Origin of the sequence: Membranihabitans maritimus (genome assembly GCF_021729145.1) — a bacterium.
Classification (GTDB): domain Bacteria; phylum Bacteroidota; class Bacteroidia; order Chitinophagales; family Saprospiraceae; genus Membranihabitans; species Membranihabitans maritimus.
Window position 1 is genome coordinate 134,756 of sequence record NZ_JAJSLW010000008.1, and the last position, 23,267, is coordinate 158,022.

Here is a 23,267-nt window from a genome sequence, read left to right on the forward strand (position 1 = left end):
TTTTTTATTTCCAGTTGGGGAAATTTCTTCCTTTTTATATTCAAAACCTATATGAAAACCCGGCATTGAGCCCTGCCCACATTGTAAATTTGTGGCTTGCGTTTTCCCTGGAAAACAGAGAATAAGGGATATTAATGGTACCAAATCCTTCCTCCGTTACAATTTGTGTAATATAAGCATTTATTGATGGTCCAATATAAAGGGATAAGGCTTCGTTAATATAGTATTGATAGTTTACGTCTGCTTTATTGAGTAAATTCAAGTCCGACTCCCATTTATTGTCGTAAATAAGATGGCTCGATGATAAATCAATTGATACCTTGTGTTTGTCAGCTAAAGAAATCAACGTTCCAAAACCCAGGCCCGTAGAATATATAGGCTCGCTGTTGAATTGAGAATATCCCGCTTTGAATATTGTATAAAGTTTTTCAACGCCCATTTTGAAAGTTAGATTAGAATAGATCGCTTCTCCCGTTGAAATTTCCAATGCATAATAACCTTTTTTCACAATGTTTATAACTCCAAAAGGAATGCCGGATTCTCCATTTTGAAGGATATTTATGACTCCAAAACCAAAGCCTTCCAGCTTTCTGTCAATATTTACGACACCTAGTTGAAAGCCTTTTACAGTATCTTGCACAATATTTATCGGACTAATTTGAACCCCTTCGTATGTACCTAGATTGAAATTAAATGTACCGGATACGGAAACACCTTTTGCCGAACCTCTTCCAATGTTTGAGATGCCTGCAAATTGCCAACTCCTGGAATTTGAGCCCAAATAATTTGTAATTCCCGAGAGAAAAAGCCCCGAAGAAACCCCGGTATTAAAATTCAATATTCCGCCCAATTGAACTCCAGAAGCATTACCTTGGTTATAATTGAATAAAGAAGCCATTTCTACACCCTGGAATCCTCCATTGAGACCGTATAGAACATTAAATGATACATTGTTTGAGTATTTTGTAGAATTTATCCCATTACTTCCTACAGGGTAGGCAAAAGTGAATTGTGCCTTTTTGTGCGATAGGGTGTCTGTATTCTGGGAGAAAAGTGAAGTAGATTGCAGATAAAAAAGGGTGATAAAAATTAGTAAATTTTTCATTTCATATATTTTTTATTATTTGAATATTTCACTGGTGTGACACAGCAGATTAGTATTACCCCTACTGAATTGGAAAATATTTTAATGTATGTGATTTAGGCATTTCAAGCGGCCTTGGAGATGCATAGAATAGTAGCTATATTTAATCGAGATTTAAATTACGTGGACTTTTAAGAAATGATAACTAATTAAACACCGGGTTACATGAAATTATATTTCCTATTACTCACAACATTTACCTTTTTTGTTAACCAATTATATAGCCAGGAATCCGTGTTGGCTATGCATCCGGCGTTAAACCCCGACGGGACTCAATTATCCTTTTCATGGCAGGGAGATATATGGGTATATGATTATGAAACAAAAAATGTAACTCGCCTTACGGTTAACGAGAGTTATGATGCTCATCCTGTATGGGATTCAAATGGTGAAAGACTAGCGTTTATTTCAAATAGATATGGCAATTCTGATATTTTTGAAATTGAAATTTCAAGTGGAAAAATAGCGCAAAAAACATTTCATTCTTCTAATGATGCAAATCCATCCTTTGATTCCGATGGGAATATTTATTTTAACAGTGAACGGGCTTATAATCAGCTTGAACGCGAGCCGGAAATCCTTGTTTTAGAAAAGGAATTTGCAACTCCGTACCGGTATTTAAATTCACTTGGATTTGAGCCTGTAGTTTCTTCTGATAACAATTTGATAGCATTTGTAAAAGGCAATTGCCGGGTGTCCAGGGAACAATATCGTGGTCCGGCTAATAGGGACATTTGGATTTATAATATTGAAACGGATGAATATTTCCAGGTGACAAGTGATGAAGGGCAAGACGTTCATCCGCAATGGGGAAAAAATAATGAATTGTACTTTATGTCATCACGAAGTGGTAAATACAATGTTTATAAAGTTCAGGTCAAATCAAATATGACATTTGGTGAGCCAGTAGCGTTGACAACGTATAAGGATGTCGGGATAAGGTCATTTGGCATTTCTCGTAACGGGAAAAGGTTAGTTGTTGGCCGTAGGGATGGACTTGAAAATGTGAATATACATTCGGGTAGATCCTCAAAAATCAAACTAAATCTTACCTTTGATTTTCATTTCTTTCCTGAGGAATTCGAGACTTTAAATAATGATATTAGCGAATACTCTATATCTCCTGATGAGAAATATATTACAATCGCTGCCCGTAGTGAGATTTTCGTTATTAAGAATCACAAAGAAAATCCCCGGGCCCAAAGAATTACCAACCATAGCTGGAAAGATGAATACCCTACCTGGACTTCTGATTCATCTTTGATCTTTATTTCAGATCGAACGGGGTCTGAAGAAATTTTTGCCCTGAAATCAGCAGAGGATAGTAATTCAGATCTTTATCATTCCTTCCGGTTTGATTTGCAAAATGTAAGCAATACCGAAGAACGGGAAACGGGTATTTTCCCTTCTCCTGATTTATCGAAAATTGCTATTCTACAAAATAACAATACACTATTGGTGTATGACATTGATTCCACCGGTACATGGACAAACGAAAGAGAGATAGTGAGTGGTTGGGCTACGCCGGGAGGGATAAGTTGGTCACCTGATAGTAGATGGTTGGCATATGAAATGGATAATTTATATTTCAATGAAGATATTTTTATTTCAGATGCAGAAGGTAAAATGGAACCTGTAAATGTAAGTATGCATCCCCGGGGGGATTCTGACCCGGTGTGGAGTAGGGATGGAAGTAAACTTGGTTTTCGCTCTAATCGGAATAACGGAGATGATGATATTTGGTTTGTCTGGTTGAAAAAGGAAGATTGGGAGAAATCAAAGCAAGATTGGGATGAACAAAAATATGCTCCTACACCTGTGAATAAAAAGAATAAGGAGAAAGAAAAGGGGGAAGACAACCTGGCAAAAGATTCCATCGAGATAGATTTTGATAATATTTACAGGCGACTGGTTCAGGTAACTTCTATGCCGGGGACAGAATCCAATATCGTATTTGGTCCTGAAGGAGAGAAAATCTATTTCAATGGTTCCGGAACAGGGGGTTCAAAGTTTTATTCTATTAAATGGGATGGTACAGGTCTCAAGACTGTTTTGAATTCTTCAATTCACACTACACAACTGTCCAAAGATGGTCAGGGGATATTTTACTTGTCACGGGGGAAAATGATGAAACTTAACCTTAAGAATAATACGTCAGAGAATATCCCTTTTTCAGCTTCAATCCGTATTGACCGGGAGGCGGAAAAGAGACAGGTCTTTGAAGAATTATGGCGAGTACTAAAAGACCGGTTTTACGATCCGGAATTCCACGGCCAGGATTGGGAGGAATTAAAAGATAAATATCGGCCCTGGGTGATGAAAGCATCTACCAAACAAGATTTTCGAACGATTGTTAATGAAATGCTGGGACAATTAAATGCCTCGCATATGGGATTGTATGGTGGCAATCCGGAAGAAACGGAAGATATAACCACAGGAAGATTGGGAGTAGAGGTAAAGCCCAAAGATAGTGGTATTGAAGTAGTTCATGTGGTCCCGGGTACTTCCGCTGACAGGCAAGAAAGTAAATTAATGGAGGGAGATATAATTTTAGGAATCAATGGTCATGTATTGACGAATGGGGATAATTTCTGGATGCATTTGATGGCAAAATCGGGAGAACGTGTTTGGTTGAAAGTGCAGCGAGGATCAGCTGTCAAAGATATTTATATAAGGCCTTCTTCTTCTATCAATTCCGACTTATATAATGAATGGGTAGAAGAAAGGAGACGACTTACTGAAAAATATTCTGATGGCCGCCTGGGATATATTCATATACAGGGGATGAATTGGCCGAGTTTTGAAGCTTTTGAGCGAGAACTTACGGCTTCGGGCTATGGCAAGGAAGGTTTGGTAATAGATGTTAGGTTTAATGGTGGTGGGTGGACGACGGATATGTTGATGACTGTACTGTCTGTAAAACAACATGCTTATACCATCCCAAGGGGAGCTACTCCCAGTCTGAAAAATCATCGGGCCTACAGGGAGTTTTATCCTTTTGGTGAACGGCTTCCGCTTTCAGCCTGGACCTTACCGGCAGCGGCTATATGCAACCATTCTTCATATTCTAATGCGGAAATTTTTTCTCATGCATTCAAAACCCTTGGACGAGGGCCGTTGGTAGGTGAGCCGACTTTTGGAGCAGTAATTTCCACGGGAGGACAAAGCTTGTTAGATGGGTCTTTTATCCGTTTACCATTCCGGGCGTGGTATGTCAAAGCTACTGATGAAAATATGGAGGGAACACCGGCGACTCCGGATTACACGATTATTAATCCTCCGGGGGTGAAGGCTACTGGAGAGGATCCCCAGTTAAAAAAAGCGGTGGAGGTATTATTGGGGAGAAATTGATGGTAAGGTTTGTTGCAATAAATAAGGTAAAACTTTTTAGTTGAGTTTTATTTACTGTATTGATTTGCAAAAAGAAGTTGCTTTAGATTACCTTATCCTTGTTATATCTTTCTTTGTATTCCATAGGACTTAGTCCGGTTACTTTTCGGAATACTTGTCTAAAAGCCTTTTCATCGGAGTAACCCACTTCGTACATTACCTCATTAATCGTTTTACGAGTGGTTTCAAGTGCTTTTTTCACCACCTCAGTTTTAACCCGTTGGGCGTATTCAAGGGGGGTATTCCCAGTAGCTTTGATAAACCGTCGGTCAAATTGTCTTCTGCTAACTGGAAATTTAGAAGCTATTTTGGCAATGGAGATTTTTTTATAGCATTCATTTTCTATTAACATTTGTGCTTCCTTTACAATTTCATCACTATGCATTTTTTGACCTTTAAATATTATAAAGGAAGACTGCCTATTGCGGTCCATTTCTATCTGGAAGACTTTTGAGCAATAAACTGCCGTTTGTCTATCATAATATTTTTCCACAAGGTACAACATCAGGTTTAGAAAAGAATAGGCGCCTCCATTGGTATAGATTCCGTTTTCATCGGTAATTAGTTTGTCAGTCTGTAAGTTGACTTTGGGAAATTTCTTTTTAAATTTTTCTGAAGCGGCCCAATGTGTTGAGCAAGTCCTGTTATCCAATAGACCTGCTGCAGCCAGCAGGAATGCTCCTGTACAGATACTCGCTATTTCCGATCCGTTTTTGTATTGTTTTTTAATCCATTCTAGAAGTACCTGATTCGAACAAATTGCACTTTCATAATTATGATTGAGTGAAGGAATAATTACCAGGTCGGTCTTTTTTATAGATGATATATCGGTCTGGGGTCTAGCGCAAAATAATCCACCATAGAAATCTATTTCTCTGGAGGTGCCAACCAGATTTATATCAAACACTTGCTTTTTACCCGTTTCTATCCAGAAACTATTGGCCTTATTGAATATTTTATATGGGCCAACTATACTACTCAGGTTATTCTGACCTTCAGGTACCAGTATCGATAATTTTTTCATCTGATTTTTTTGTGAAGTTAAAACTTTTTATGTCTAAATCGACCTGTAATAAAGTCTATATTACACCTTAATAATATATTTTATAGACATTAAATTTGAATAATATTGATAATACGATCGTAAATAAGAAATGGATTTTTAATGCATAAAAGAAAAAAAAATGGTAAATATTATTCATCGTATAGGTATTATGTCCCCTGTGTCAGAAGTTTATAAGGTGTTGTCGTCAGCTGAAGGTATTAGCAAATGGTGGACGCAAAATACTTCAGGGACCTCTGAAGTGGGTACAATAATGGGTGTGCAATTCCATTCACCAGAAGGAGATGAGGTTGGTAATATGGAAATGATTATCAAAGCACTAGAACCCGGTAAAAAGATCCATTGGTACTTTACAGCAGGACCTGATGAGTGGATTGATACAGAGGTAGTATTCAATCTATATGAGGAAGGAGATTATACTATTGTTTTATTTGAACATAAAAATTGGAAAAAGGCGGTGGAGTTTACCGCACATTGCAGTATGAAGTGGGCAGTTTTCTTGCTTAGTCTCAAGGAATTAGTAGAAACCGGAACGGGAAAACCATCTCCCTGGGATATTAAGATTGATAATTGGAATTAAACAGACTTACTCTCATCCAATCGAATAGATATGGCCTGAATTCCCTAATAATTATAGTTTTTGATGAATAAGAAGGGGAAGGAAGTTGCAAACCTTTATCTTTATTTGGCGCCATAATTCTGTAGTTATATAGAATAAAGGAAAAGGGGAAACCGGAGTAAATTAGACGTTCCTGATCAAGTTTACGAGTTAGGATCTCCTTTCTCCATGAAAACTGAGATTATATTTCTGAATAATGGGCTATATTCGTTGTCAGCATAAGCCCCATATGGTTTACGATTACTATAATAAAGTGGTATCGATCCTAAGTATTCAATGAATTCGGGATATTACGAATAGAATTTCTAAGGTTCATTAAGATCTGGCTTCTTTCGTGATTGCTTTAACTTGGATTGATGTTTTTTATCCTTTTTCCTTTTCTTCTTACTGGCTTTTGTTGGGTGTGTTTTTCTACGTACTTTTTTCTTTTGAAAAGTGTTTCGAATTAATCTTTTCCAACGTTTTGTTACGATTTCTTTATTAAGGACCTGAGATCTTTCATTTTGACTTTGTAATTGAATAATGCTTCCTTTGACAATATATTTTTGAAGTTTTTCCAATATAAGATGACGATCCCTTTCGGTTAAGTATTTAGACTGGAAAATATCCCAGTGTAAGATGACTTTTGTCTCCACTTTGTTGACGTGCTGTCCTCCGCTACCACCGGATCTGGCAGTAGTGAACCATAATTCTTTCTGACAATTATCTATTATTTCTTCAATTCTCCCCATAGATGCTGAAACAACAGGAACGTACTAAATAAAATTCCAAAGGGTACAATATTTTATGTTATTGCCGATTGATCAACTTTTCAAACACGAAATCATTCATAAAAAAATTATTCCCTATATCAATTAATTCTTCTTTAACCAGTATGAAACCAATTTTTTCGTAAAAGTATTTAGCAGGATTATTTTTGTTGACGTTGAGAGTAAGTTTAATATTATTATTTTGTGTAGCTATGGACAGGATTTTGTTGACGAGTTTTTTACCGACCCCCTGTCCCTGGTATGCTGGTAAGATATATAATTTATGGACCTTGGTGGTTTGAGAGTGGTTGTAATTTACTTCGGCACTAATAAATCCACAGGGAATCTTATCAATAAATGCCAGGTAAAAATAAAAATTTTCATCTGCGATTTGTTTTGAAAGAGAAGGGGGATTGTACATCCACTCCAACATGTATTGTATTTGCTTGTGAGAGAGAATGTTTTCAAATGTATCGGGCCACGTTTTAAGGGCTATGTTTTGAATGGTAGAAACATCTTTAAGGCAGGCTTTCTGAATGCTTATCTTCATAATCTATTCATTAGGAAGAAAACAGATGCAGTAATTTCTTTTCTCTATATTCAAAAATTTCTTGAACCCGGTTTTTTACAAATAGATAATGAACCCATTCACCAAGGATTCCAAAGGGTAATTTATAGTGTAATAAATCTTTAATTTCGGTATGGTTCGAATCAATTTGTTTAAAAAAATGTTGGTGGTGCCATATTGAATACGGACCGGTGATTTGATTGTCAATAAAGAAATCTGGGGCATGGATTTGGGTGATTTCAGTAGTCCACTTCATGGGAATATTCAAAAACGGGCGTACAATGTATTGTATTATCTGTCCGGGATACATAGGGGATAATTCGGTTGATATTATTTGAAATCCCATATCGTCCGGTGTCAATAAATCCAGATTTAGTGGGTCTGAAAAAAAGCTCCAGGCTTCATTAATATTTACGGGAATAATGGTTTTTTTTTCGAGTTTATACATACTGGTAAATATAAAAAGCCCTATCAAAATTGACAGGGCTTTAGTCTTTTCTTCATCTAATATATCTGATCCCGATTTTAATGGATCATTAATTATATGACAAAATAATCTTTAACAATGCGATCAATATGATCTTCTTGATCCTTGTCCGCGACCTCCGCCGCCTCTACGGTTCTTGTTAAATCCTCCTCTTCCTCCGCCACCGCGGTTTTCTTTTGGACGAGCTTCTTTAACCACGATAGTATTTCCATCTAATTCGCTTTCATCAAGTGACTCAATAGCTGTTTTAGCTTCTTCATCGTCAAACATTTCGACGAATCCAAAACACTTGGAATTACCCGTTTCACGGTCCATTATTACTTTTGCGGATTTAACCCCGCCGAACTGACTAAATGCTTCTTCCAACTCGTAATCTGAGGTGTTTGGATTAAGCTTTGCTACAAAAATGTTCATTTTTAAAATATTATATAAAAAAATAATTACTCGAAAAACCGAATGATACACATATAGCAAAGTCAGAAACAAATTTCGGCATTATCGCTACAATTATCAATCTTATAGTAAAGGTATTGTATTTTCAGTAAATAAAATGTTAATCTTTTAAAATATTATGGACGATATAATCTCCAACTTCAGAACATTTTTTTGCAGAACCCGGATTGATATCCACAGTTGCGTAATTATTTTCCAAACATGTATTGACTGCCTCTTTAATTGAATTTGCTTCATCAAATAAATTCCAGTGTTCTAACATCATAGCCGCGGATAAGATTGCAGCCATAGGATTGGCTATATCTTGTCCTTTTGCTTGCGGATAGGAACCGTGTATAGGTTCAAACATACTGCTTGACACCCCAATAGAAGCACTCGGTAACAACCCTAATGAACCACTAATCGTAGATGCTTCGTCCGAAATTATATCGCCAAACATATTTGAAGTAAGAATTACATCAAACTGGGATGGGTTGAGAATGACCTGCATGGCAGCATTGTCCACAAAAAGGAAGTCCAATGTGACATCGGGATAATCAGAAGCCAATTTTTGAACCACTTTTCTCCATAGCCTGGATGACGCCAGGACGTTAGCTTTATCTACAAGAGTTATTTTTTTTCTGCGGTTTTGTGCAGCTTCGAAAGCTAGTTTTGCAATCCGTTGTATTTCTTCTTCCTCATAGTACATGAGATCAGAAGCTTTCCCGGATCCATCGTCTTCCTTTTTTTCACCGAAATAAATTCCTCCTGTTAGTTCGCGATAGATAATAAAGTCACATCCTTTTATTCTGTTTTCTCGTAAAGGAGAGAGATCGAGAATAGAATCGAATGCCATAACCGGTCTCAAATTTGCGAAGAGTTGGAGTTCTTTTCTCAATTTCAGCAAACCTTGTTCTGGTCGCACTTTTGCTTCTGGATCATTATCGTATTTGGGGTCACCAATGGCTCCGAAAAGAACAGCATCTGTGTTTTTACAAATTTCTAAGGTAGAGGAAGGCAGTGGGTCTCCGTGTCGGTCAATGGCAATAGCTCCTGCATCCGCTTCCTGATATTCAAATGTGTGGTTGTATTTTTTTGCTATGGCATCGAGTACTTTTCGTGCTTCTTTCGTCACTTCCGGTCCAATTCCGTCACCGGCCAAAACGGCTATTTTTTTATTCATATTATATATTTATAGATTCCGGGAGGTAGTTTTTTTAGTAAAGGTTTTGCGAAATGTAGTCCGGAACACTTTTTAATTTAACTTTTCAACACAAGATTTGCCTAAGAGAGGGGCTTGTGGATATATTCCCTTTCTTGCTCAAATTGTACAATCTTATCTTGCAAAGAAAGTAGGTAATCTATATCGTCATACCCATTGAGAAGGCACATTTTTTTATATTCATCTATTTCGAAGGGCTGGGTGTTTCCGTCCGGTAATATCTTTACAAATTGTTCCGGTAAATTGACGGATATTTTAGTATTCGGATCGGACGTTATAGCATTGAATAATTGGTCAAGATATTCTGGACTAACCTGTATGGGCAGGATTCCGTTGTTGAGAGCATTGCCTTTAAAAATATCGGCAAAAAAGCTTGATATTACTACGCGAAATCCATAACCATATAAAGCCCAGGCAGCGTGTTCCCGACTTGAACCACATCCAAAGTTTTTGCCAGCTACTAAAATAGAACCTGAATAGATCGGACTGTTTAAAATAAAATCAGCGTTGGGTTTATCGTCTTTATCATATCTCCAGTCGTAAAACAAATTGTCTCCAAAGCCTTCTTTGTCTATGGCTTTCAAAAAACGGGCAGGAATAATTTGATCCGTATCAATGTCTTCCATTGGCATAGGGACCGCGGTATCTTGTAAAATTTCTAATTTTTCCATAGTAAGAATTTAATTTTCTCTTGCATCAACAATTTTTCCACTAATCGCAGCTGCAGCCGCTGTTAACGGGCTTGCAAGAATAGTCCTGGCTCCCGGGCCCTGGCGTCCTTCAAAATTTCGGTTAGAAGTCGAAATACAATATTCTCCTGCAGGTATCTTATCCTCATTCATTCCCAGGCAAGCAGAACATCCTGCCTCCCGGAATTCGAATCCCGCTTCTGTAAGGATTACATTTAAACCTTCTTCGATTGCCTGTTTACTAACCCTTTGCGATCCGGGTACAATCATGGCTCTAACGGATTCATTTACCTTCTTCCCTTTGACATATTCGGCAACAATACGAAGGTCTTCAATTCTTGAATTCGTACAACTTCCAATGAATACATTCTGGATAGTAATTCCTTTCATCGGTTGTCCGGGCTTCAAACCCATATATTTTAGAGACTTTGCGAATGATTCGGGTTTTGCCGTATCTATTTTCTCTGGAATAATCTCTGTAATTTTAAGCCCCATACCAGGATTGGTACCATATGTTACCATAGGTTCAATATCAGAAGCTTCAAAAGAGTATTCGATATCAAAATTCGCATCTTCATCACTCTTAAGTGTTTTCCAATATTCCAATGATCGACTCCAATCTTCACCTTCAGGCGCAAATTTTCGACCTTTAATATAATCAAAGGTCGTCTGGTCCGGAGCTATCAGACCACCTCGTGCCCCCATTTCTATACTCATATTGCAAATTGTCATTCTTGCTTCCATACTGAGACTGCGAATGGCTTCTCCGGCGTATTCAATAAAATAACCCGTTCCCCCACCAGCAGAAAGTTTGGATAAAAGGTATAGAATAATGTCCTTGGATAGCACTCCATTTTGTAATTGACCATTTACGGTTATACGCATCCTTTTTGGTTTACTTACTAATAGGGTCTGCGTTGCAAAAACTTGCTCAACCTGGCTAGTTCCTATACCAAAAGCTATAGTTCCAAAAGCACCATGAGTAGATGTATGGCTATCACCGCAAACGATTGTCATACCGGGCTGGGTAATACCCAACTCAGGTCCAATGACATGCACTATTCCCTGATTTTGATGTCCAAGTCCGTATAATCTGACATCAAAATCTTCACAGTTTTCAGACAAAGTTTCTACCTGTTTCCGGCTTAATGGTTCCGAAATTGGTAAATGTTGGTTGATTGTCGGTACATTATGGTCTGCAGTAGCTACAGTCTGGTCCTTCCTAAACAGTGGAATACCCCGGGTTTTCAAACCAGAAAATGCCTGAGGGCTTGTAACCTCGTGGATAAAATGGCGGTCAATATAAAGGACATCCTGGGCGCCATTTACCTGGTGGACAACATGTGCATCCCAAATTTTATCAAATAATGTTTTTCCCATAACTATTTTGAATATTCAGCGTAAATGGAATCTTTATTTTCAGAAAGAAAAGTCAATTCTTCTTCTCGAATTTCTTTTTTCTCATCAGCCAATTGTAAAAATCTTTCATAGAGCGCATCCAGCTCTAATTTTGTTACTTCACAACCAAACTCTTTTAATCTAAATGCTAGAGCAGCTCTACCACTTCGGGCGGTTAAAACGATTGAAGATTTATCAACACCTACTTCAGCCGGGTCAATAATTTCATACGTTGACCGCTCTTTAATTACACCGTCCTGGTGAATACCTGAAGAATGGGCAAAAGCATTTGAGCCAACAATTGCTTTATTAGGCTGTACAATCATTCCCATCTCCCGTGAGACCATATTACTTGTTTCTTGCAATAATGGTGTATTTATGTCTGTGTAGAAACCCAATTCATCGTGTTGCTTAATCGTCATTACACATTCTTCCAGAGAAGTATTTCCGGCTCTTTCTCCAATTCCATTGATTGTACATTCAATTTGTCGGGCACCATTGATTACTCCGTAAATGCTATTGGCTGTTGCCAAGCCCAGGTCATTGTGACAATGGGTAGAAATAATTACGTTTTGCAGACCCTTTAGATTGGCAGCTAGAAAAGCGATTTTTTCACCGTATTCATAGGGAAGGCAATACCCTGTTGTGTCCGGTATATTAAGGACAGTAGCACCTGCGTCAATCGCAGTTTGGCAAGCTCTTGCCAAAAATTCATTTCGCGTTCTACCCGCATCTTCGGCATAAAATTCTACATCTTCTACAAATGATTTAGCATAGGATATAGCATCTTTAATCCTTTCAAGAATTTGCTCTTCTGTACTTTTAAATTTGTATTTTATATGGTTTTCAGACGTACCTATCCCCGTATGAATCCTGGGACGCGCACATCCTTCCAGTGCTTCTGCAGCAACTTTTATATCGTTTTTAACTGCTCTGGAAAGTCCACAAACAGTACTTTTTTTTATTTTTTGCCCTAATTCACGTACAGATTGAAAATCACCTGGTGATGAAACAGGAAATCCGGCTTCAATTACGTCTACTCCAAGCTTTTCTAACTGGGTAGCTAAAATTAGCTTTTGTTCCTTGTTTAATCTGCATCCTGGGACTTGTTCACCGTCCCGTAATGTTGTATCGAAAATGTGTATTTTCGTCATATAACTCTTACTTTTGTATAATTTACTTTTACTAAAATAAAGATAAGCCTGTATTTGTTTATATTAATTCAAATAATGTCTTACAGGTCATAAGTTATAGAAAAGAGTCTTAATAATTTGATTTACAGAACTTAATGAAATTTAAAAATACAACTCCCAGTAGCAAATCAGACGCATTGCTTCAGCTAATAATGTCGATGTCAAAAGCTGAAAAAAGAGCATTTAGCATTTATGTGCAGCGGGGATCTACTTCTTCAGATAATACGTATTACTACAATGTATTTATGGAGATTAACAAACGCAAGAAGTTTGATGATGAAATAATGCTTAAACAAATACCTGGGTTAAAGAAAAGCCAGTTGCCAAATATAAGAGCTAATCTTTACAAGCAAATCTTGAGTTGTTTGAGAAATCTTTATTCAAAGAAGGATTATTTTAGTTTACTGGAGGGATTTGATTTTGCCAGAATTTTGTATGATAAGGGGTTGTATTTCCAAAGTCTTGATCAGCTGCAAAAAATAAAGGCTAAAGCAATTGAACTGCAGGAGTATTTTTTACTTGCAGATATTTTGCAGTTTGAAAAATTTATAGAAAGTCAATACATTACAAGAAGTGTTGGTGAAAGGGCAAATAATTTGTCAGAAGAATCAGTTTTTTATTTTAAAAAGATGGAAAAAATTAATTTTCTATCGAATAAAGCCCTGAAATTATATGATTGGTATCTAAAAAATGGATATGTCAAGAATGTTAGGGAAAAGAACGAATTAAAGGCTTTTTTCGAGAATGAAAATATTGATATTGATCTTTTTACTGCCAGTTTTTATGAATTAATTTATTACCACCAATCGCACATGTGGTATTATTATATCAGTCAGGATTTTCAAAACTATTATCGCCACTGCCTTAAATTTGTGGATGCCTTTGAAATGTATCCTTTGATGAAGAATGTGAAATTGCCTATTTATATGAAGGCTATACACAATTTGTGCAATGCTTTATTTTTTCTCAATAGCTATAATCGTTATCAATATCATTTTCAAAAACTTGAGGAACTGCGAGTAGAGGTAAAGCCAGATAAAGCAAACATTGAAGGTCTGTATTATTTGTATTATTATTTGCATAAAATTGATCTTCATGTACTGGAAGGAACCTTTCAAAAGTCGTGGGACTGGCTTCCGGACCTTATATTTCTTGTAGAGAAGAATCCCTATAACTGGGATCTTCACAGAGTGATGGTTTTTTATTACAAAATTGCTTGTTTATATTTCGGAGGAGGTAATTTTAGCCGGGCAATAGATTTTTTGAATTTAGTGATTAATCAAAAGACTTTTGACATTAGAGTAGATATTCAAAGTTATGCCCGTATTCTTAATTTAATTGCCCATTATGAATTGGGTAATCAAAGACTACTTCAATACCAGGTTAAATCCGTCTACCGGTTTCTGGGCAAAATGGAAGAGCTTCAGCAGGTTCACAAATTTATTTTTGCATTTTTGAGAAAACTTCCTACCATGAAATTGTTGGAAGTAAAAGATCATTTTCGTCAATTGAAGTCTGATTTGGAAGAATTACAAAATGATCCGATAGAAAATCGCTTTTTTCTATACTTAGACATTATTTCCTGGTTGGAAAGTAAGATAAAAAACAAGTCCGTTGAAGAAGTGATCCATAAGAAATTCTTAGACCGGTAAGAGGTGACGAGTTTTTGTCGTGAGTATGATCGGGTAAATCAGCCTTCCGTGGAGCGTATTTTATTATTTTAGGAGAGGTTAAACTCATTAATTCTGAATGAATATCAAGGAAAACCATTGTTCACGGAAATTATGGGATCATCAAATCGAATCCATTTTCAGGTATACAGAGGATTCCTATCGGCAGTGGATCCTAATTGGTCAAATCATTTGAAAGTTTAAAATATTATTCAAATTTGGGTTATTTGAAATCAAATAATTCTTGATTTCTTACTGGCTATCCAAAAGCCCTGGTAGTGAAAAAGACCGACTGTGTCAATTAATAATTTTATTTCGGTAAGTCACGTTTGCTATCAGATTAGAAACTTCGTGTCTTAGCTATATATACCAGAATTAGGCCCAATATAGCCATACCTAATTTAAATAGAAATGAAGCCAGGCCGCTCCAGTTTTCTAGGAATCTTAAAAATGAAAAATGTACACCTACCAATGAGAGAAACACTGACATCATCCCTAAAATAAAAAGGATAAATCCCACTAAGGTAAGTATGTCATTTTTATAGATTTTCAAATTTGTTGGATCAACTCGATTTAATAAATTTAATGAGGCCTGTTTTGTTATTTTGTTGTATGCGGATAAAATACATGCCAGCACTTAACTGTTTGTTGATTCGACAGTGTAAGATATTTCTTCCCGGCGCCAATTCGACCCGTTGAGTCTCTATCGTTTTTCCGTAAGTGTCCATGATTTTCATTTCTGCGGCACCTTCGATTCGAGAAAATACTGAAATATCCATTTCATTGACTACAGGATTGGGAAAAACAATTCCGGATAAATGTTTCTCTTCAACTTCTAATTCTAGACATTTGGGGTCACTTTTAAATATGTTGTCCTGAATAAAAGATAAATCCGTATTCCGGGTAACAATGTCCGCAAGTGTAGTATTTCGAATCTCTGATTTTTCTTGTTCTGATAAGGCGGGGTCATTTTCAAAATAGAAACGATCCCCATTTCTCAATCTGCTAAATTGGTCTCTAATTAGAATGTTTAACGTCTCACCAATCATGGATTTTGGAAAATGATCTTCCGCAATCAGTCCAACCCATGGATCGATATTATTTACATCTTTATATAATTTTATCAATTTTCGTTGTACGCTCTCGTTACTGGTGATTTCAGAAAACCTTTCTACCGGGGCAAGTCCGAGTTGACTTCTCATGGAATTATAGTCTGGTAAACCCCGCTCTCTTGCACGCATAATATCCATGGCTATCCAATCGGTTTTTATATTGATATTTGATGAATTAAACTCAAAATTCCGAATGGCATCAACTACTTCATAATCCATGTTCATTTGTGGCTTACTGGATAAACCTTTCAAAAGGGGATCAAGATCAATTTGCAGCATTAACATGGAATTGTAATGCAAGTCATTGAAATCCAAATTGCCGAACCGGCTGTTTTTGCATTGATCATCCAGGAGTGAAACATAATCATTCTGCAACGTATTCCAAATTTTAAATCCAGCGGCACAAAATTCATTTGAAATATTAGGATTAACACTTGAATTATATCCACGGTATGGCTCAAGTGTAACTCCTATTGTAGGGAGCCAGTGATTATAAGTAATATTCTGGATAATACCTGCTACTTTCCTTCGGGCTCTTTGGTAGACTTGTTCATCTGTCAAACCTGGATTCTCAAGGAGAATTTCATCACAGGTTCTGTTGTGCTCGCGTACGAACAGGGTGTAAATTGAAAGTAACACCAGGTTTTGATTTGCTCTTGGATCACCAGTTACAAAATATCTGTATCGGGCGGGATCCTTTAGGTCCATTTTTGGGGCATTGGAATCTGTAATGCCATTCAATTTACCGTTGGAAGTATTAAAAGGCAAAAAATTGCCATCAGATGTTTTTAATTTTCCTTCGTTATTTGTTCGCAACCATGCTGCATCCTCAGATGTGGTCCCATAAATAGAAGATCCATCAATCCAAGAGGTACTTTGATTAGCGACATTTCGAGGAACTTGAGTACCAACTCCTGTACCCGGAAGAGCCGAAATTCTGTGAACAGTCAAATTTCCGTCGCCTGAACAATTACGGTCAAAAAATTGGTCGCACCTGGGAACTTTTACATACAGAGGATCATTTGATGTGGTTTCAAAGTAAGAAATCTCATGCTCTAAAAATTTCCCAAATGCCCATACCATATTACTTAGGTTGTGTACATCGGATTTGGGATTCACGGATGCAAACAATTCATTACTTATGGTCCTCGCATTTGCTCTATTAACACCAGCCGGACTATCAATGCCATCACTATATTGAAGGCTCGTCTGGATCAAAACCGGTTGATGCGTAGCACCGTATTCCGGATTATGAATATTATTTCCCGAGCCATCAATCGATCTGAGGTCTTGAGAAAATCCAGTGTTAATTACAAATAAAGCAAAGAAGAATAATACATAGGTTTTTGGAACATTCATCGGGTAAAACTTTTATTCTTGCCTTATTGCACTTGCTAAATTAAAAAAATTATTTTACATTTTATCAATAATGGTCAATTTACAAGCCCATCTTTCTCTTTTAACTACAAATGAATAACTTCATCGTATGCAGCAGCTGTAGCTTCCATAACTGCTTCACTCATAGTTGGGTGTGGGTGAACACTTTTGATTATTTCATGGCCCGTAGTCTCTAATTTTCTTGCAGAGACCGCTTCTGCTATGATTTCTGTTACATTATTCCCAATCATATGACAACCTAACCATTCTCCATATTTTGCATCAAAAATAACCTTGACAAAGCCTTCTGGAGTTCCGGCCGCTTTTGCTTTTCCGGAAGCACTAAATGGGAACTTTCCTACTTTTATTTCATATCCTTTTTCTTTGGCTGCTGTTTCGGTATATCCTACTGAAGCTACTTCCGGTGTACAATAAGTACAAGACGGTATGTTGTTGTAATCAAGTGGATTGGGCGATTCTCCTGCCATTTTTTCAACACAAATAATACCTTCAGCGCTAGCTACATGAGCTAGTGCTGGTCCGGGTATCACGTCACCAATAGCAAAAATTCCGTCGACATTGGTACGATAAAAATCATCAACTACAATCATTGAATTCTCTGTTTTTACCCCTAATTCTTCAAGCCCAATATTTTCTGTATTAGGAGCAATTCCGGCTGCACTCAATACTACATCACAATCAAGAGTTTCCTTTTTCCCTTTTTTTACATCTTCTATTTCTACAGAAAGGGATTTTCCTTTTTCTTCGACACTGTTAACTTTTGTCGAGGAACGAACGGTAATTCCTGATTTCTTGAATATTTTATTTAACTCTTTAGATATATCCGCATCTTCCCGTGGTAAAGCGCCTTGTTCAAGAAATTCCACTATTGTGACGTCGGTTCCCATAGACTTATAAAAATAGGCGAATTCAACTCCGATGGCACCACCACCTATGACGACCATTCTTTTGGGTAATTTTTCAAGGGACATTGCTTTTCTGTAGCCGATTATATTTTTATTGTCAATGGACAGGTTAGGAAGCTCCTTACTTCTACCACCCGTAGCTACGATAATATTTTTTGCTTCGAATACAGTTTTTTTACCGTCTTTATCAACCTCTATTTTTTTCCCTGATTTGAGCATACCCTGTCCTTCAATAACATCAATTTTGTTTTTGCGAAAAAGAAAATTGATACCCTTACTCATGGAGTTGGCTACATCTCTGCTTCTGCCTATAATCTTTTCAAAGTTGGCCTTACTTTTATCTATTTCGATTCCGTAGTCTTCGGCATGTTGTATATAATTAAAAACCTGAGCACTTTTCAATAGTGCTTTTGTAGGGATACATCCCCAGTTCAAACAAATTCCACCGAGTGATTCACGCTCTACTACTGCCACTTTCATACCCAACTGTGATGCCCTGATAGCTGCTACATATCCTCCGGGGCCACTACCTAAAACTATAAGATCGTACTTCATTCTTTTTAATTTTTTCAATTTGATGAAACAGTTCGAAGTGGTTGTACTTCAAAATTGTTTCTAAAAATTCTAATACACATAATTTGCACTTTTATCCTTTGAAAATCAAGTGCTAAATTATATATCTTTTTTTTACTCAAAAGCCTTGTAAAGAACTTTTAATAAAACGAGGCAAATATATACTTTTACCGTTGTGTTTAGAAATTTTACTTGTTGAATAATGTATTTTTTTCCTGGGACTCATTAAGATATATATTGAATTTATTATATGTGTTTCATTGTATTACAGAGTAATTAGTTGTCAGTACTTTCCAGAGTAATATAAGTAATAATGAAAAGGTTAAAGTTTGACTGGCCTTTCCATCCTAAATCAACAAATATCGAGCCACAATACCGATAATAAGAGAAGAATTTTTTGACATTTCCTGTGCTATAAAATGCATATATGTTCTATTCTGAGTACCGGGGAATTATAAGTATGTATAATGTTTTATGTGAATATATCTGTATTGTTTTTTCATATTTTATATGCGATTTACTCATTTGAAGAGTTCGAATTCCGTATTTTTGAAATCTTTATGATAATATGTTACCAGTATTGTTAGGATAAAATTCCAAATAATGAAAATAGCTGTTTTTCCTGGATCTTTTGATCCGATTACCAAAGGTCACAAGGATATTGTAACCAGAGCTCTGCCTTTATTTGATAAAATTATCATTGCTATTGGTGTGAACAATCAAAAACAATACTTGTATACCCTGGATCAACGTGTTCAATGGTTGAAGAAAGTATTTGAAGGCGAGGAAAAAGTAACCGTGGATCATTTTGAAGGACTTACCGCTCATTATTGCAATAGAATAAATGCAGGGTATTTAATTCGAGGACTGAGAAATGCGGCTGATTTTGACTATGAAAAAACCATTTCCCAATTAAATAACATAGTGGGACATGACCTGGAAACCGTATTTTTTATTAGTCGCCCGCAATATTCTCATATCTCTTCTACAATCGTGCGTGAGATTATCAAAGGAGAGGGAGATGCTTCGCCGTTTATTCCTCAAGAAATTACCCTTTGATCCGGGACCAGAAAATTGAATGAATAATTCACTATATATGTCAAAAAGCATCTGTTTTTGTCAAATAATCTTATGTTAAACCATTGTTAATTTTAGTTTTTTATAATTAATTGAGAGTACATTTTGTTTTTCCATACGTTTTTAGACGAAAAGACGGTGTTGGATGAGATTGTTAGAAACGACTGCTTTGCTTTTTATAAATATTTCTTTTCTGTTTTCACAAGACATTACTATAAGTGGAAATGTTGAAGAAATAAGTTCGGGAGAAAAAATTATTGGTGCGAATATTCTGGAAGTTAATTCTCTAAGTGGAGGTTCAACAAATGAGTACGGATTTTATAGCATTTCTTTACCCGTTGGTGAAATTAATCTTGTCGTGAGTTATGTCGGGTTTCAAAGTGATACTATCCAATTTAATTCAAGCACGGATACGGTAATAAATGTTCGCTTGTCAAGGGCTGTTTTACTGGATGAACTAGTCGTCAAAGCAGAGAAAGCCAATCGAATTGAAGAAGAAAGCCAGATGAGCCGGAATGAAATCCCAGTTGAACAAATCAAGAAGCTTCCGGCCTTCCTGGGAGAGACCGACGTTTTAAAGACCCTTCAGCTTATGCCGGGTGTCCAAAGTGGGGCGGAAGGGACTTCCGGAATTTTTGTCCGAGGTGGCAGTATTGACCAAAATCTCATTCTGGTAGACGGCGTTCCTATATATAATCCCACGCATGTCCTCGGAATATTCAGTTCGTTTAATTCTGATGCTATAAAGAATGTGAGCATTACAAAAGGTGGTTTCCCGGCCAGGTATGGAGGTCGTTTATCCTCAGTGGTAGAGGTAAATATGAAAGATGGCCACCTCAATGAATTTCACGGGAGCGGACAGATTGGATTAATTTCTTCTAAACTCCTTCTGGAAGGGCCGATAATACCCGAGAAAAGCTCATTCCTGGTGTCAATGAGAAGGTCTTATATTGATATCATTGGGAGGCCAATTGCCAAAGCAGTACAATCCGGTAATCAGGGGAAAGTGCTTCCTACAGCCTTTTTTCACGACCTCAATGCCAAAGCCAATTATGAATTAAACGACAGGCACAGGCTGGTGTTTAGTGGGTATTACGGGGCAGACCATTATGGTGTAAAATATAATGAAAGGTATGAAGACGGAAGCAATGAGGCAACGGATGCCCGGGTCAAATGGGGAAACTATATAGGTTCATTGAATTGGAACCATAGAATGAGTTCAAAAATGTTTGCCAACACCACGCTGACGTATTCCAGGTATAGACTCAATAATGATGTCCTTCACTCGTATGAGGAAGAAGATTTTGAAGAACATTTCAACTCCTTGTATTATTCGGGAATTACAGATATGGGACTGAAGTATTCTGTGGACTACCTGCCGGGAGGAGGCCATTCATTGAAATTTGGTACGCAATGGACTCAACATACATACAGCCCGGGCGCGCTCACTTTCGACCTCAAATTCGAGGATGAAGTAGATAAAAGGGACTATCTGCAGAACAAGATCCAATCGTTGGAAAGTGCCTTTTATGTAGAGGATGATATGGACTTTGGTCGTTTCAAGATGAATGCCGGTGTCCATTATTCCCAGTTCTTTACTGACGGTGAATTCTATCATTCCCTTCAGCCCCGCTTGGGTATGAGGTATCTGATTTCAGGTGGGTGGGCACTAAAAGGTTCCTATGCTCGAATGGCACAGTATGTCAATCTATTGACTAATGAATCCCTGAGTCTGCCGACAGATTTGTGGGTGCCGGCAACAGGTCGGATAGGTCCGCAGGCTAGTTGGCAAGTAGCCGCAGGTACTGCCAAAACATTATGGGATGATTATGAAATTTCTCTGGAGGGGTATTACAAAAAAATGAACAATGTATTATCTTATAAACCGGGTGTTAGTTTTATTCTTGGAGCGGATACGGACTGGCAGGACAAGATTACGCAGGGCAATGGATGGTCGTATGGGTTGGAGTTTTTATTTCAGAAAAAATTTGGGAAAACTACCGGTTGGGTTGCCTACACTTTGTCGTGGAACAAGCGTCAGTTTGAAGGGATCAACCGTGGAAAAATATTTCCTTTCAAATACGATAGGAGGCATGATTTAAGCCTGGTAATATCTCATGAGCTTTCCAAAAAATGGTCTTTTTCCGGGGCGTGGATTTATGGAACGGGCAATGCATACTCTATACCGGATGCGAATTTTTCTTTTCCGGCAAATGTTTATCCGGGACCGTATGATTATTCAGTGTATAGTGAGAAAAATAACTATCGGATGTCAGATTATCACAGGCTCGACATTTCATTTAAGAAAACAAAACAAAAGAAACGCATCGAATCAACCTGGACCTTTGGCGCATATAATACGTATTTTAGAAAAAATCCATTTTTCATAATGCAAGACTACGACGGCAAATTGAAAGAGGTGGCGATTTTACCTGTTATTCCATATGTAAGTTGGGGTTTTACATTTTAAATTTATCCGTATGAAGAAAATACTATCTTTAGTTTATTTAATTTGGTTTCTTACAGCGTGCGATGGGTCTTTTACCAGGGAGATTGAGTTGGATTTTTCAGATCATGAATACAAAGGGGTTTTATTTAGTTTTTTATCGAATTCGGATGATCGTGACACCTTGTTTATTCGCAGATATTTTAATAACCGGAGGTCAAGGAATAATAACAGGATATACCTGTCATATAGTTTTCCTCCTATCTATCGGGGAGGATTGTTTATTGAAGGTGTTGTGAAACTAGCCACAGAGGAAGGGGAAGTACTTCCTACGCCATTTGTCAAATATGAACCTGGAACGGGGCATTCCATAGATGAGTTTTTTCATAAAGTGGAGGGGGAGATGGAGCCGGGAATGGCTTATTCGATACATGCTCAATTCCTCAATAATCCCGATGGAAGACCTTCACCCGAATGGCCACCTGTTGTCGCTAGAGATACAATGCCATTGCTTACTGATTTTGAAGTTGTGGATGCCGGAATTGATCGCCCGGAAAGTGGAAAATCCTTTGGTGGATTCATAGAGATTAAATTGGAAGATGTAAATGAGAAATTGGATTTTTATAATCTGGATGTGGTATGTCAGGTGACACGGGAAGACGGTACGATTAGTTATTTACATGCTTATGAAGAAAATAATAGTGAGGAGGATTTTGAGCTGTTTGACGAGTATTCAACCGTTGATTTTTCAGAAGAAGATTTGACTACTAATGGGAAGTATCGGTTTCGGTTTTATTTTGGAAGTTATGATGGCCGGGACCCTGACGGTGAATTCAGAATAATTGCCAGATTGAGCCATTTGTCTGATAATTATGTGAAATTTTATGAGTCTTCTGACCAATATCAAAGCAATGAAGGTAATCCTTTTGCAGAACCTTCAGAGGTGTATTCTAATGTAGAAAATGGATATGGGATTTTTGCACTCTCTGCCAATTCCTTTCGTGAAGTGGAGGTGAGGTAAGGTATTTGGGGGAATAGGAAGTGATTAATGTTCTGATATATATTGTCATTTTTAGTCTTTTAATTAATATGGTTTCTATACGGTTGCTGTAAATAGGTACCTTTTTTTAGT

18 protein-coding genes are annotated in these 23,267 nt (G+C 37.2%); 6 read left to right on the plus strand and 12 right to left on the minus strand.

Annotated elements, in window-relative coordinates; translation table 11 throughout:
* Positions 1–40 precede the first annotated feature (40 nt).
* Complete coding sequence (locus LVD47_RS11360) at positions 41–1,105, minus strand: LA_2272 family surface repeat-containing protein (RefSeq protein WP_236976015.1); 1,065 nt, start codon at positions 1,103–1,105, stop codon at positions 41–43.
* Positions 1,106–1,309: 204 nt separating this feature from the next.
* Here LVD47_RS11360 and LVD47_RS11365 point away from each other — a divergent pair, with 204 nt between their 5' ends.
* Positions 1,310–4,495, plus strand: coding sequence for a S41 family peptidase (locus LVD47_RS11365; RefSeq protein WP_236976016.1), 3,186 nt, complete (start codon positions 1,310–1,312; stop codon positions 4,493–4,495).
* A gap of 82 nt (positions 4,496–4,577) precedes the next feature.
* Here LVD47_RS11365 and LVD47_RS11370 read toward each other — a convergent pair whose 3' ends face one another.
* Positions 4,578–5,558, minus strand: coding sequence for a GlxA family transcriptional regulator (locus LVD47_RS11370; protein ID WP_236976017.1), 981 nt, complete (start codon positions 5,556–5,558; stop codon positions 4,578–4,580).
* A 160-nt stretch (positions 5,559–5,718) separates the two neighbouring features.
* Between LVD47_RS11370 and LVD47_RS11375 the strand changes: the two genes are divergently transcribed.
* A complete protein-coding gene (locus tag LVD47_RS11375) occupies positions 5,719–6,177 on the plus strand; it encodes an SRPBCC family protein (RefSeq protein WP_236976018.1) in 459 nt (152 codons plus the stop codon).
* A 344-nt stretch (positions 6,178–6,521) separates the two neighbouring features.
* Here the strand turns inward: LVD47_RS11375 and arfB are convergent, their stop codons facing one another.
* From arfB to LVD47_RS11415, 8 genes are all read right to left on the minus strand, one after another.
* Positions 6,522–6,947: an alternative ribosome rescue aminoacyl-tRNA hydrolase ArfB gene (gene arfB / locus LVD47_RS11380; protein WP_236976020.1), complete on the minus strand. Its 426-nt coding sequence runs from the start codon at positions 6,945–6,947 to the stop codon at positions 6,522–6,524.
* Between the two features lie 58 nt (positions 6,948–7,005).
* Positions 7,006–7,515, minus strand: a complete 510-nt coding sequence (locus tag LVD47_RS11385) for a GNAT family N-acetyltransferase (RefSeq protein ID WP_236976021.1) — start codon at positions 7,513–7,515, stop codon at positions 7,006–7,008.
* 10 nt (positions 7,516–7,525) lie between these two features.
* The gene (locus tag LVD47_RS11390; RefSeq protein ID WP_236976022.1) at positions 7,526–7,981 is read right to left on the minus strand and encodes an SRPBCC family protein; all 456 of its coding nucleotides are present in this window, start codon (positions 7,979–7,981) and stop codon (positions 7,526–7,528) included.
* 123 nt (positions 7,982–8,104) lie between these two features.
* Complete coding sequence (rbp, locus tag LVD47_RS11395) at positions 8,105–8,434, minus strand: RNA-binding regulator (protein WP_236976205.1); 330 nt, start codon at positions 8,432–8,434, stop codon at positions 8,105–8,107.
* Between the two features lie 139 nt (positions 8,435–8,573).
* Positions 8,574–9,635 carry a 3-isopropylmalate dehydrogenase gene (gene leuB / locus LVD47_RS11400; RefSeq protein WP_236976023.1) on the minus strand — a complete coding sequence of 354 codons (1,062 nt, stop codon included), beginning with the start codon at positions 9,633–9,635 and terminating at the stop codon, positions 8,574–8,576.
* Positions 9,636–9,736: 101 nt separating this feature from the next.
* Positions 9,737–10,345, minus strand: a complete 609-nt coding sequence (leuD, locus tag LVD47_RS11405) for a 3-isopropylmalate dehydratase small subunit (RefSeq protein WP_255785102.1) — start codon at positions 10,343–10,345, stop codon at positions 9,737–9,739.
* Between the two features lie 9 nt (positions 10,346–10,354).
* Positions 10,355–11,743: a 3-isopropylmalate dehydratase large subunit gene (leuC, locus tag LVD47_RS11410; RefSeq protein ID WP_236976024.1), complete on the minus strand. Its 1,389-nt coding sequence runs from the start codon at positions 11,741–11,743 to the stop codon at positions 10,355–10,357.
* Positions 11,744–11,745: 2 nt separating this feature from the next.
* Entirely contained in the window at positions 11,746–12,915 is a 1,170-nt protein-coding gene (locus LVD47_RS11415) for a 2-isopropylmalate synthase (protein ID WP_236976025.1), read from the minus strand.
* Positions 12,916–13,049: 134 nt separating this feature from the next.
* On the opposite strand from LVD47_RS11415, the gene LVD47_RS11420 reads away from it, so the two are divergent.
* A complete protein-coding gene (locus LVD47_RS11420) occupies positions 13,050–14,606 on the plus strand; it encodes a hypothetical protein (protein WP_236976026.1) in 1,557 nt (518 codons plus the stop codon).
* 581 nt (positions 14,607–15,187) lie between these two features.
* Here LVD47_RS11420 and LVD47_RS11425 read toward each other — a convergent pair.
* Both LVD47_RS11425 and lpdA read right to left on the minus strand, forming a co-directional pair.
* Positions 15,188–17,095: a peroxidase family protein gene (locus LVD47_RS11425; protein WP_236976027.1), complete on the minus strand. Its 1,908-nt coding sequence runs from the start codon at positions 17,093–17,095 to the stop codon at positions 15,188–15,190.
* Between the two features lie 104 nt (positions 17,096–17,199).
* Positions 17,200–18,594, minus strand: coding sequence for a dihydrolipoyl dehydrogenase (gene lpdA / locus LVD47_RS11430; protein WP_236976029.1), 1,395 nt, complete (start codon positions 18,592–18,594; stop codon positions 17,200–17,202).
* A 621-nt stretch (positions 18,595–19,215) separates the two neighbouring features.
* Between lpdA and coaD the strand changes: the two genes are divergently transcribed.
* From coaD to LVD47_RS11445, 3 genes are all read left to right on the plus strand, one after another.
* Entirely contained in the window at positions 19,216–19,671 is a 456-nt protein-coding gene (gene coaD, locus LVD47_RS11435) for a pantetheine-phosphate adenylyltransferase (RefSeq protein WP_236976031.1), read from the plus strand.
* 163 nt (positions 19,672–19,834) lie between these two features.
* On the plus strand, positions 19,835–22,159 hold the full coding sequence (locus LVD47_RS11440; RefSeq protein ID WP_236976033.1) for a TonB-dependent receptor: 2,325 nt from the start codon (positions 19,835–19,837) through the stop codon (positions 22,157–22,159).
* A 10-nt stretch (positions 22,160–22,169) separates the two neighbouring features.
* The gene (locus tag LVD47_RS11445; RefSeq protein ID WP_236976035.1) at positions 22,170–23,156 is read left to right on the plus strand and encodes a DUF4249 family protein; all 987 of its coding nucleotides are present in this window, start codon (positions 22,170–22,172) and stop codon (positions 23,154–23,156) included.
* The last annotated feature ends 111 nt before the right edge of the window (positions 23,157–23,267 follow it).

What these genes read in the sequence shown, in the direction of transcription:
- LVD47_RS11360 (WP_236976015.1), bottom strand. Translation starts at nt 1,105, where the DNA reads ATGAAAAATTTACTAATTTTTATCACCCTTTTTTATCTGCAATCTACT.
- LVD47_RS11365 (WP_236976016.1), top strand. Translation starts at nt 1,310, where the DNA reads ATGAAATTATATTTCCTATTACTCACAACATTTACCTTTTTTGTTAAC.
- LVD47_RS11370 (WP_236976017.1), bottom strand. Translation starts at nt 5,558, where the DNA reads ATGAAAAAATTATCGATACTGGTACCTGAAGGTCAGAATAACCTGAGT.
- LVD47_RS11375 (WP_236976018.1), top strand. Translation starts at nt 5,719, where the DNA reads ATGGTAAATATTATTCATCGTATAGGTATTATGTCCCCTGTGTCAGAA.
- arfB (WP_236976020.1), bottom strand. Translation starts at nt 6,947, where the DNA reads ATGGGGAGAATTGAAGAAATAATAGATAATTGTCAGAAAGAATTATGG.
- LVD47_RS11385 (WP_236976021.1), bottom strand. Translation starts at nt 7,515, where the DNA reads ATGAAGATAAGCATTCAGAAAGCCTGCCTTAAAGATGTTTCTACCATT.
- LVD47_RS11390 (WP_236976022.1), bottom strand. Translation starts at nt 7,981, where the DNA reads ATGTATAAACTCGAAAAAAAAACCATTATTCCCGTAAATATTAATGAA.
- rbp (WP_236976205.1), bottom strand. Translation starts at nt 8,434, where the DNA reads ATGAACATTTTTGTAGCAAAGCTTAATCCAAACACCTCAGATTACGAG.
- leuB (WP_236976023.1), bottom strand. Translation starts at nt 9,635, where the DNA reads ATGAATAAAAAAATAGCCGTTTTGGCCGGTGACGGAATTGGACCGGAA.
- leuD (WP_255785102.1), bottom strand. Translation starts at nt 10,345, where the DNA reads ATGGAAAAATTAGAAATTTTACAAGATACCGCGGTCCCTATGCCAATG.
- leuC (WP_236976024.1), bottom strand. Translation starts at nt 11,743, where the DNA reads ATGGGAAAAACATTATTTGATAAAATTTGGGATGCACATGTTGTCCAC.
- LVD47_RS11415 (WP_236976025.1), bottom strand. Translation starts at nt 12,915, where the DNA reads ATGACGAAAATACACATTTTCGATACAACATTACGGGACGGTGAACAA.
- LVD47_RS11420 (WP_236976026.1), top strand. Translation starts at nt 13,050, where the DNA reads ATGAAATTTAAAAATACAACTCCCAGTAGCAAATCAGACGCATTGCTT.
- LVD47_RS11425 (WP_236976027.1), bottom strand. Translation starts at nt 17,095, where the DNA reads ATGAATGTTCCAAAAACCTATGTATTATTCTTCTTTGCTTTATTTGTA.
- lpdA (WP_236976029.1), bottom strand. Translation starts at nt 18,594, where the DNA reads ATGAAGTACGATCTTATAGTTTTAGGTAGTGGCCCCGGAGGATATGTA.
- coaD (WP_236976031.1), top strand. Translation starts at nt 19,216, where the DNA reads ATGAAAATAGCTGTTTTTCCTGGATCTTTTGATCCGATTACCAAAGGT.
- LVD47_RS11440 (WP_236976033.1), top strand. Translation starts at nt 19,835, where the DNA reads ATGAGATTGTTAGAAACGACTGCTTTGCTTTTTATAAATATTTCTTTT.
- LVD47_RS11445 (WP_236976035.1), top strand. Translation starts at nt 22,170, where the DNA reads ATGAAGAAAATACTATCTTTAGTTTATTTAATTTGGTTTCTTACAGCG.